The organism is Ruegeria sp. AP7 (assembly GCF_056539905.1).
The window spans coordinates 107849-117401 of record NZ_JBQFVT010000013.1 but is presented as its reverse complement, the minus strand read 5'-3'; the positions used below and the strand labels follow the sequence as shown (position 1 = coordinate 117401).

At 57.2% G+C, this 9553-nt stretch carries 12 protein-coding genes and 1 pseudogene; 7 read left to right on the top strand and 6 right to left on the bottom strand.

The annotated features are described in order from the left end of the window. Together ACR0KN_RS18940 and ACR0KN_RS18935 are read right to left on the bottom strand one after the other, a co-directional pair. A pseudogene (locus tag ACR0KN_RS18940) lies at nucleotides 1–233 on the bottom strand (hypothetical protein); the annotation flags it as partial. 54 nt (nucleotides 234–287) lie between these two features. Continuing rightward, the gene (locus ACR0KN_RS18935; protein WP_480655739.1) at nucleotides 288–1001 is read right to left on the bottom strand and encodes a uroporphyrinogen-III synthase; all 714 of its coding nucleotides are present in this window, start codon (nucleotides 999–1001) and stop codon (nucleotides 288–290) included. A gap of 97 nt (nucleotides 1002–1098) precedes the next feature. On the opposite strand from ACR0KN_RS18935, the gene tsaD reads away from it, so the two are divergent. Genes tsaD through ACR0KN_RS18915 form a run of 4 tightly spaced genes read left to right on the top strand, consistent with a single transcriptional unit; the run spans nucleotide 1099 to nucleotide 3848 of the window. Then, complete coding sequence (gene tsaD / locus ACR0KN_RS18930) at nucleotides 1099–2196, top strand: tRNA (adenosine(37)-N6)-threonylcarbamoyltransferase complex transferase subunit TsaD (RefSeq protein ID WP_480655749.1); 1098 nt, start codon at nucleotides 1099–1101, stop codon at nucleotides 2194–2196. Continuing rightward, nucleotides 2193–3155 carry an NAD(P)H-dependent glycerol-3-phosphate dehydrogenase gene (locus ACR0KN_RS18925; RefSeq protein WP_480655737.1) on the top strand — a complete coding sequence of 321 codons (963 nt, stop codon included), beginning with the start codon at nucleotides 2193–2195 and terminating at the stop codon, nucleotides 3153–3155. The genes tsaD and ACR0KN_RS18925 overlap by 4 nt, the downstream gene beginning before the upstream one ends. A 1-nt stretch (nucleotide 3156) precedes the next feature. Continuing rightward, complete coding sequence (locus ACR0KN_RS18920) at nucleotides 3157–3426, top strand: YciI family protein (protein ID WP_480655735.1); 270 nt, start codon at nucleotides 3157–3159, stop codon at nucleotides 3424–3426. Further along, the gene (locus tag ACR0KN_RS18915) at nucleotides 3426–3848 is read left to right on the top strand and encodes an EVE domain-containing protein (protein ID WP_480655733.1); all 423 of its coding nucleotides are present in this window, start codon (nucleotides 3426–3428) and stop codon (nucleotides 3846–3848) included. Before ACR0KN_RS18920 ends, ACR0KN_RS18915 begins: the two co-directional genes overlap by 1 nt. Before the next feature lie 222 nt (nucleotides 3849–4070). On the opposite strand, the gene ACR0KN_RS18910 is transcribed toward ACR0KN_RS18915, so the two are convergent. Further along, on the bottom strand, nucleotides 4071–4412 hold the full coding sequence (locus tag ACR0KN_RS18910; RefSeq protein ID WP_170397892.1) for a DUF2853 family protein: 342 nt from the start codon (nucleotides 4410–4412) through the stop codon (nucleotides 4071–4073). 191 nt (nucleotides 4413–4603) lie between these two features. Here ACR0KN_RS18910 and ACR0KN_RS18905 point away from each other — a divergent pair, with 191 nt between their 5' ends. Continuing rightward, nucleotides 4604–5251, top strand: a complete 648-nt coding sequence (locus tag ACR0KN_RS18905; RefSeq protein WP_480655731.1) for a DUF899 family protein — start codon at nucleotides 4604–4606, stop codon at nucleotides 5249–5251. 4 nt (nucleotides 5252–5255) lie between these two features. Here ACR0KN_RS18905 and ACR0KN_RS18900 read toward each other — a convergent pair whose 3' ends face one another. The 3 genes from ACR0KN_RS18900 to ACR0KN_RS18890 all read right to left on the bottom strand — a co-directional run bounded on the left by ACR0KN_RS18900 (nucleotide 5256) and on the right by ACR0KN_RS18890 (nucleotide 7823). After that, nucleotides 5256–6005 carry an extensin-like domain-containing protein gene (locus ACR0KN_RS18900; protein WP_480655730.1) on the bottom strand — a complete coding sequence of 250 codons (750 nt, stop codon included), beginning with the start codon at nucleotides 6003–6005 and terminating at the stop codon, nucleotides 5256–5258. Nucleotides 6006–6018: 13 nt separating this feature from the next. Further along, the gene (ahcY, locus tag ACR0KN_RS18895) at nucleotides 6019–7407 is read right to left on the bottom strand and encodes an adenosylhomocysteinase (RefSeq protein ID WP_010443016.1); all 1389 of its coding nucleotides are present in this window, start codon (nucleotides 7405–7407) and stop codon (nucleotides 6019–6021) included. A gap of 101 nt (nucleotides 7408–7508) precedes the next feature. After that, on the bottom strand, nucleotides 7509–7823 hold the full coding sequence (locus tag ACR0KN_RS18890) for a hypothetical protein (protein WP_170471170.1): 315 nt from the start codon (nucleotides 7821–7823) through the stop codon (nucleotides 7509–7511). A gap of 207 nt (nucleotides 7824–8030) precedes the next feature. On the opposite strand from ACR0KN_RS18890, the gene ACR0KN_RS18885 reads away from it, so the two are divergent. Next, on the top strand, nucleotides 8031–8624 hold the full coding sequence (locus tag ACR0KN_RS18885; RefSeq protein WP_480655729.1) for an HD domain-containing protein: 594 nt from the start codon (nucleotides 8031–8033) through the stop codon (nucleotides 8622–8624). Between the two features lie 74 nt (nucleotides 8625–8698). Beyond that, entirely contained in the window at nucleotides 8699–9526 is an 828-nt protein-coding gene (locus ACR0KN_RS18880) for an FkbM family methyltransferase (RefSeq protein ID WP_480655728.1), read from the top strand. Nucleotides 9527–9553: the final 27 nt, after the last annotated feature.

Sequence of the window (9553 nt, the reverse complement as noted above, 5' to 3'; positions counted from 1 at the left end):
GCTTCGGCTTCGGCTTCGGCTTCGGCTTCGGCTTCGGCTTCGGCTTCGGCTTCGGCTTCGGCTTCGGCTTCGGCTTCGGCTTCGGCTTCGGAAGTCACCTCGTCCGCAGCGTCATCCGCGTCAACGGATTTCTCATCCGAAACGGCATCACTTTTGGTCTCTGTGGGTTCTGCCACCTCTTCGACGCTGGGGTCTTCGACCGGCTCCTGATCGGGTTTCTTCTTATCAGCCACCGCGTTAATCCCCTTATCGATTCCCAAAAAACATGAACAACAGACTAACCCAAGTTAATCTGCACCCGGCGCGCTCTCAACCCGCATCACGTGTTTCACGAGTTTTTTCACGGCTTTCTGCATTTTGTCCGGGGTCGGTTCATCCGCGATCTTCAGCCGTTCAAAACGCAGTGTTTTAAGGGGTTCCGCGGCAGCCTCGCTGATCGCAGCCAGCCACAAAGGCGCAGATCCGGCCCAAACGTCGGCAAAATGTCGCGCTGTGCGGGGCGAAAATAGCGGGGCGATGATGGGTTGGTTGTCCTCGGCGGCCTGTGACGCCTCATCGCTCAGCGGCAAAAGCTGCTGCCGATAGATCGGTTGTTCTCGAGTGGTCAGGCCGGATTCCGTCAGACGTTCGGCCACGTTGCCACGGCTGTGTTCTCCGCGCAGATGAAGCAGCGGGATGCGTGGCTTGAATTTCAGCAGATTGGCCACCAGTTCTTGTGCAGTCGCACCCCTCATCTGCGCGTCCCATCCCGCGTTCTGCGCGGCCTGCGTGGTCGCCGGACCGACGCAATAGGCGGGCAGGCTGCGATCCACATTTAATAGGGCAGCGGCGTTCACACCATTTGCCGAGGAAAAGATCAGCCCAGCAGAATCACCGAACTCAACCGCGACCTCCAACGGTTCGATCCTTAACAAGGGTGAATGGATAACCGCGACTTGCGACCGAATGTGGTCCGGCAGTTGCGCAACGAACCTGTCCGAGGCGGCGCGAGGGCGGCTCATCAACAAATACAACGGTCGGTGCCTTCGGCCTTGGGATTGTTTGCATCCGCGCGGGGTGATACCCCGCTTGGCAATCATGATGCAACGGATCAGGCCTATGGTGCAAACACTTACCGTCCTCGGACTGGAAAGCAGCTGCGACGATACCGCTGCCGCCGTGGTGCGGCAGTGCACAGGCGCACGGGCCGAGATCTTGTCATCCGTGGTACATGGTCAGACTGAATTGCACAGCGCCTATGGTGGTGTTGTGCCCGAGATCGCAGCGCGTGCGCATGCCGAGAAGCTGGATATTTGCGTCAAACAGGCTCTAACACAGGCCGAAATTGGCTTGCGTGATCTGGATGCAATCGCCGTGACAGCCGGGCCGGGCCTGATCGGCGGCGTGATGTCCGGCGTGATGTGCGCAAAGGGTCTGAGTGCGGCGACCGGGTTGCCGCTGATCGGGGTGAACCATCTGGCCGGACACGCGCTGACGCCACGCCTGACCGACGGAATTGCCTTTCCCTACCTGATGCTGCTGGTCTCAGGCGGCCACTGCCAATACCTGATCGCGCATGGACCGGAGCATTTCACCCGTCTCGGCGGCACAATCGATGATGCCCCCGGAGAAGCCTTTGACAAGACCGCCCGTCTGCTGGGTCTGCCGCAGCCCGGCGGCCCCTCGGTCGAGGCCGAGGCCCGTGTGGGCGATCCCAAACATTTCCGCTTTCCCCGGCCCCTTCTGGATCGTCCAGGATGTGACTTATCCTTCTCGGGGCTCAAGACCGCGCTGATGCGGATGCGGGATCAGATCGTAGCCGAGAAGGGGGGACTGACCCGGCAGGATCGCGCCGATCTATGTGCCGGATTTCAACAGGCAATCGTCGATACTCTGGCCGAGAAAACCCGCCGCGCGATTACACTGTATCTTGAGGCATCACCGGCTGAACCGGTTATCGCCGTTGCCGGTGGAGTTGCTGCAAATACCGCCATACGGGCAGCGTTAGAGACTGTTTCTGTGGAAATGGGTACCCGATTTACCGCCCCACCTTTGGCCTTATGTACCGACAATGCCGCCATGATTGCCTATGCGGGTATCGAGCGATTCCGTGCAGGTGCGCGGGATGGCTTGGACCTGACGGCACGACCCCGCTGGCCCTTGGATCAAACCAGCCCATCGATGCTAGGTGGCGGCAAGAAAGGAGCCAAGGCATGAGCGTTTCAGTTCTTGGATCAGGTGCCTTTGGAACCGCTTTGGCCATATCATTGGCAGGAAATGGCCCCGTTACGCTTTGGTCGCGGAATTCCGATCAGGCAAGGCAAATGCAGCAATCGCGCAAAAATGTCGATCGCCTGCCGGGCGTCACGCTGCTTGCCAACATCACGGTGACTGCCGAGATTGAACAGGCGGTGCAGTCCGATGTCCTACTACTTGCCGTGCCAATGCAAAAACTGCGTAGTGCCCTGACCCTTCACGCCGCGCGCCTGAGCGGGAAGGTTCTGGTGGCCTGCTGCAAGGGGATCGAACTGTCGACGGGTCTGGGTCCTGTCGCCGTCATCCGTCAAACCGTGCCGGACGCTCAACCGGCCCTGCTAACCGGTCCCAGCTTTGCCGACGACATCGCGCGCGGTCTGCCCACGGCGCTAACGCTGGCTTGTGCTGATGCCGAACTGGGCGAGGCGCTTCAGCAAGAGCTGACAACCACCAACCTGCGTCTTTATCGAACCGCCGATACCATCGGGGCCGAGTTGGGTGGCGCGCTAAAGAATGTGATGGCTATCGGTTGCGGCGCGGCCATTGGTGCAGGCCTTGGCGACAGCGCCCGCGCTGCCTTGATCACGCGCGGATTTGCCGAGATGCAGCGCTTTGCCGCGCTGCGCGGCGCACAACCGGATACACTGATGGGGCTGTCAGGGCTGGGCGATCTGGTATTGACCTGCTCGTCCGAATTATCGCGAAATTACCGTTTTGGCTTGTGTTTGGGTCTAAACAAGCCTTTTGACAGCACAACAACTGTCGAAGGCGTCGCCACCGCACAGGCCATGTCCGAGATCGCCGCCAGCGAAGGGCTGGATATGCCGATCAGCACAACGGTGGCGAAACTCAGCAGCGGTGCATACAGTGTCACCGACGCGATTCAGGCGCTGCTGGGTCGCCCACTCAAGGAGGAATAATATGCTCATCGCCCTGATAGCCCGTGACAAAGCCGGAGCCCTGCAAACCCGGCTGGACAACCGCGCGGCACATTTGGCCTATATCGATGACACTGGTGTGGTGGCGCAGGCCGGGCCGTTGCTGGAAGGCGATGCGATGATCGGATCGCTGGTCATTCTGGATATCGATGACCTGGCCGCAGCTGAGGCCTGGGCCGCAAATGATCCCTATGCGCTGGCCGGGCTGTTCGACTCGGTCGAGATGATCCCGTGGAAAAAGGTGATCGGCTGATGGCGTATTGGCTGTTCAAATCCGAACCCTCGACCTGGAGCTGGGATCAGCAGGTCGCCAAAGGGGATGCAGGCGAGGAATGGGACGGGGTCCGCAATTATCAGGCCCGTAATTTCATGCGTCAGATGCAGATCGGTGATCGGGGGTTCTTCTACCACTCGCAGAAGGACAAGGCGATTGTTGGCATTGTCGAGGTCTGCGCCGAGGCCCATTCCGACAGCACCACCGATGATGAGCGCTGGGAATGCGTGGATATCAAGGCCGTCCGGCCATTCTCCACCCCTGTTACGCTGGATCAGATCAAGGCAGATGAACGTCTGGCTGAAATGGTTCTGGTCAAGAACTCGCGCCTGTCGGTGCAGCCGGTCAGCGATGCAGAATGGCAGGTGATCTGCGGACTAGGTCAGACCGAAGCAGATTGAATAAAAAGGGAAGGCCCTGACGGATGCAGAACCTTCCCTACCCCGCGTGCTCCCAAACTCACCACACGCATACGGAAATCTGTTGGTTCTGACCGTCCTGGTCATGACCTGACCTTAGCCGATTTCAGAACCGCGCTTCAAACGCCAAGTATTTAGAGTTTCATTCAAATACAGAACACCCGCCGGCAGGACCGACGGGTGCTAAGCTGGCTTTAGGCTAGATCAGCTATAGACCGATTCCTTGCCGAAATGCTTGGTCAGCATGTAATAGACCACGGCGCGGTACTTGTTGCGCTCGGACATGCCATAGGTTTCCATGGCCTTGTTGATCCCTTCCATCAGCTCGGGGCCATCCGACAGGCCCAGCTTTTTGATCAGGAAGTTGTTCTTGACCGTCTCAAGCTCACCTTCCTGGCTGGCCGCCACTGTCGACGCATCCGCGTCATAGATCGCCGGGCCGCAACCGATGGTGACCTTGGTCAGCAGGTCCATATCGGGGTCCATCCCGCATTTGCCTTTCAGATCTTCAGCGTATTTGGCGATCAATTCGTCGCGTTTGCCCATGTCCCAGTCTCCTTAATCCATTGTCACGGAAGTTTTTACCGATGCGCAAGAGACTAGCCTTGTCGGCGAAATTCCCAAAAGGGAAAAATCACAAGGTTTCCCCCTAGGCTGAACTTTGCGGGGTTGCGCGATTTGATTTTTCCAGGTTTATTATTTAACATTTTTGTTAATTATGATTCCCGGAGGTCCTCATGCCCGTTTCCCTGCCCAATGAAACCACTGAATACCGATCCGCACGTAACGCACTCCTTTCTGCCGAGCGAGACCTGAGAGCCAAGGTTGAAGAGGTCGCGGCCTTGCGCCGCTCTCTTCCAACCGGGGGCAAAATCCCCGGTGATTATGCGTTCCGAGATCTGGCAGGCGAGGATGCGCCGTTGTCTTCGCTGTTTGGTGATAAGGACACGCTAATCATCTATTCGCTGATGTACGGACCTAATGCGGAACGCCCCTGCCCAATGTGTTCAGCGTTTCTGGATGGACTGAACTCTCAGATCCACCATCTGATACAGAACGCCTCGGTTGCCGTGGTGGCGCAGAATACGCCTGAAAAACTCTCGGCGCTCAAGGATGAGATGAGTTGGAATGCGCTGCCGCTCTATTCTGCACTGGGGACGAATTACCAGAGCGACTATCTGGCCCAGACCGAAGGGGGCGATCAGCTTCCTATCCTGAATGTCTTTCAGCGCCTCCCGGATGGCGTTCATCACTTCTGGAGTTCCGAGCTGTTCTTTGAACCCAGCGACTGGCATCCCCGGCACGTGGATGCGGCGTGGCCATTGTGGAATGTGCTGGATTTCACACCGCAGGGCCGCGGGGATTTCATTCCTTCATTGCGCTGAGATACTATCGGCAGTAGCCCCAGCCAGGCCCCTGCAGGTGAAAGTGATCGGCATGTAAGCGGTTGTAGTCAGGGCCAAGTACTACGCGGAACCAGTCACAGGCTCCGCGCCCGATCCGACGCAGGAAATCGGCCTCAGGGCCGTCGGTGCCCCAGTCAGACAGCAGGTTCAAGCTGCGCCCATCCGAGAGGTCCAGCCCGACGATATCGATCGCGTCTGCAGTGGCGTGGCTGCTCCAACCATTGTCTTGTCCTTGCGCGGTGCGCATCCGGCGGCAATTATAGCTGCCAATCTGGCGCAATCGGCTGACTGCGGTACCTAATACCTTCTCTGCGGCAGGCTGCACCACATGATGTTCCCACATGGCAAGCCGTAAGGTGGTGGCGCACCGGGTCTCAATCGCCGCGATCCGTGCTTTCACCAAGTTGGTCAATCGGCCCCGCCCCGCAATCCCGCAGATCTCGTCCACAACCAGATCTTCCATCGGTTCAAACTGTACCCCAGCCTCAGCCAGAGCGGCGCGGCACACGACGTCATCCGCCAGCGCCCGGTTCAGTTGATAGGCTGTGACCGGAGTCACCGGCGCAGTTACGGTCAGCTCACGCAGCGGGTTCCAGTACGGGGGCACAGGGGTGTTGGGATGGGCAAGCAGCCACCAAACGCCTCCGACCAACACGATCAACAGCGTTAAGAGGCCAAAAAGAAAAGACGCCGCCGAAAGCAGGAATCGGCGGCGTCTGAAAGGCTTGGTCATGCGTCTTTCGCACTTAGTAGCGGTAGTGTTCCGGCTTGTAGGGGCCTTCGGGTTTCACCCCGATATAGGCCGCCTGATCGCTATCCATCTGGGTCAGCTTCACGCCGATGCGGTCCAGATGCAGACGAGCGACTTTTTCATCCAGATGCTTGGGCAGGATGTAGACTTCGTTCTTATACTCATCGCCCTTGGTGAACAGTTCGATTTGCGCCAGAACCTGGTTGGTGAACGAGGCCGACATCACAAAAGAGGGGTGCCCCGTGGCATTGCCGAGGTTCAGCAAGCGGCCTTCGGACAGCAGGATGATGCGGTTGCCCGAAGGCATCTCGATCATATCAACCTGTTCCTTGATGTTGGTCCATTTGTGATTCTTGAGGCTGGCAACCTGAATTTCATTGTCGAAGTGACCAATGTTGCCAACAATGGCCATGTCCTTCATCGCGCGCATATGCTCGATGCGGATCACGTCCTTGTTGCCGGTGGTGGTGATGAAGATATCCGCGCTGGCGACTTCGTCTTCCAGCAGGGTGACTTCAAACCCGTCCATTGCAGCCTGCAGGGCACAGATCGGGTCGACTTCGGTGACTTTCACACGGGCGCCTGCGCCACGCAGTGAAGCCGCCGAGCCTTTGCCCACGTCGCCATACCCGCAGACTACGGCAACCTTACCGGCCATCATGGTGTCGGTGGCGCGGCGGATGCCGTCTACCAGCGATTCCTTGCAGCCGTATTTATTGTCAAACTTTGACTTGGTGACCGAGTCATTCACGTTGATCGCCGGGAACGGCAGGTGGCCGTCTTTCACCAGCTGATACAGGCGGTTCACGCCGGTGGTGGTCTCTTCGGACACGCCTTGGATCTGGTCGCGCATCTTGGTGAACCAACCGGGGCTGGCGGCCATACGCTTGGCGATCTGCTTCTTGATCACTTCTTCCTCTTCCGAACCCGGAACCGGAATGATGTCCTCACCCGCTTCGGCACGTGCGCCCAGCAGAATGTACAGCGTCGCGTCGCCACCATCGTCGAGGATCATGTTCGGGCCGTCTTCGAACAGGAAGGATTTGTCCAGATAATCCCAATGCTCTTCCAGCGTCTGGCCTTTGATCGCGAAGACCGGGATGCCGGCCTCGGCAATTGCAGCGGCCGCGTGATCCTGCGTTGAGAAGATATTGCACGATGCCCAGCGCACATCCGCGCCAAGCGCCACCAGCGTTTCGATCAGAACTGCGGTCTGAATAGTCATGTGCAGCGAACCCACGATCCGGGCACCACTCAGTGGTTTGCTCTCACCATATTCTGCGCGCAGGGCCATCAGGCCTGGCATCTCCGTTTCGGCGATATCCAGCTCTTTGCGGCCAAACCCAGCCAGCGAAATGTCTTTGACGATATAGTCCCCGGCCATCAGGTGCTCCACTCCGGTAAATCTTGATCCGGGCTGCCCTAGCATTCATTGGGGCAGGTGGCAACGCAGGAGGCCGGGGTTAATTCCTGACACTGAAAATATCAGCTTGGCGTACCCTCAACTTTGATCTTTGGGATCGCTTCAAAAAAATCCGTGCCAACGGCGACAATGCAACTGATGCCGTTTGCTTGGGTCACCAGGACGGTATAGCTTCCTGTTTCCTTCGAGGTCCAAACCTCCATGACCGACTGTGTGCCACGAGACTTCTGAAGACCACCAAAGGCTAATTCCTCGGCATAACTGTCTTGCAGTTTGGTAATCACGTGCTCGCGTTCTGCACAATTTTGTGCAAATGCAGGCGGTGCAGTTGCAGCCATTCCAAAGGCGAGGGCGGTAGCAAATAAACGCTTGAACATAACAAGCTCCTTTCGATACGAGTTTCGCTTCGAGAGGGGCGCAACTGGGAGGAGTCTGCACCCCCCTCAGTCCTTAATGTCGGGATCGTATCGCACCGGTTCAAAGCACGAATGCTCAAGAAACTGTTGGCAGCATGTGATCCAGACAGGTACATCATAGCATAAGAACACGGATAAAACGTGTCCTAGTTCACAAGGCATGGCAAAATGGCAACACAACCCAGAGCGTGGCAAAGAATGCTGTCGGGACGGCGGCTGGATTTGCTGGACCCGACACCGGTGGATATCGAAATCGAAGATATCGCCCACGGGCTCGCCTTTGTAGCACGCTGGAACGGTCAGACCAACGGGGATTTCGCCTATTCCGTGGCCGAACATTCCTTGCTGGTGGAACAGCTTTTTGGCCGCATCGCACCAAATGCACCAACAAAATGGCGATTAGCCGCACTGTTACACGACGCGCCCGAATATGTGATCGGAGACATGATTTCCCCGGTCAAATCTGCGGTCGGCCCGGATTATGGCGCGCTGGACGACCGGTTGGCAGCTGCGATCCATATACGTTTCGGATTGCCCGCTTTGGTGCCAAAAACAGTGAAACGCCAGATCAAGAAGGCGGACAAGATCAGCGCGTGGATGGAGGCGACGCAGATCGCGGGCTTTTCCGAAACCGAAGCAACAAAGTTCTTTGGTCGCCCTGACAAGGCGATTTTGGAAGGGCTGCAGATCAAACTACGCCCCCCGATTGAGGTGCGGCAGGCCTATACTGCGCGGCATCAAGAATTGTTGGGAAGCATCTAGGCCGCCGATAGATCAACGGCCCGGCTTGTGCTAATTTTCCGCTAAAACAAGACCATAATCGGACGCAGGTTTAGATGAGCGACGCAGACAGCCAGATACCGATCACAAACGCGCAAATGGAATACGCCAACGCGTGTTTGCGCGAGGCGTACAACCTGACAGGCCGAGGGCGGGTGCGCAATCTGATCCGAAATTCGCTGCTGCCACAGATGATCGACTACCGGGGCATTCGAATCCACCTGCACGCTTATGACAATTTCAGCGAATTCGTCCTCTGGCAAAAGGGTCGATCCCCGGAAGAGCTTGAGTTGAATTGGCTGAAAGAGAGTTTTGAGGGGAAGACCCTCAAGGTTGTGGATATAGGGGCAAATTTTGGTCTTTATTCACTTTTCTTGGCGTCAATTCTGGACACTGACTCCCAAATTCATGCGTTTGAGCCAAACCCGACACTGGCCGAGCGCCTGCGCAAAAACTGCTCACTGAACGGATTTGGTAATGTCGAGCTGAACACCGTCGCAGTCGCGGGTGAAACCGGTGAGGCAACGCTTTTCATAAAAAAACGGGGCGGCGACACGGCCACCAACCTTGGTGAGGCGCGGTTGGCGATCGACCCGGCGCACATGGACAGGTCTAGATACGACACCATTGAGGTGAAGACCCAATCGCTGCTTGAGCTTACGCATCTGCATGGTGCCGATTTTGCAAAGCTTGATGTGGAAGGGCACGAGCCAAATATTCTGATGCCTTTTCTTGAAAGCGTTAAGAACTCAACACTCCCCCACTGTCTACAGCTAGAAACCGTAAATCTGGGCGATAGTGCCAAAGAACTGTTTGGCTCGCTTTCTGATCGCGGATATGAAAATGTCTTTCAAACCCAACGCAATATCATCTTCAGAAGATAGGCCGTGCCAGGAAGATCCGCGATCATG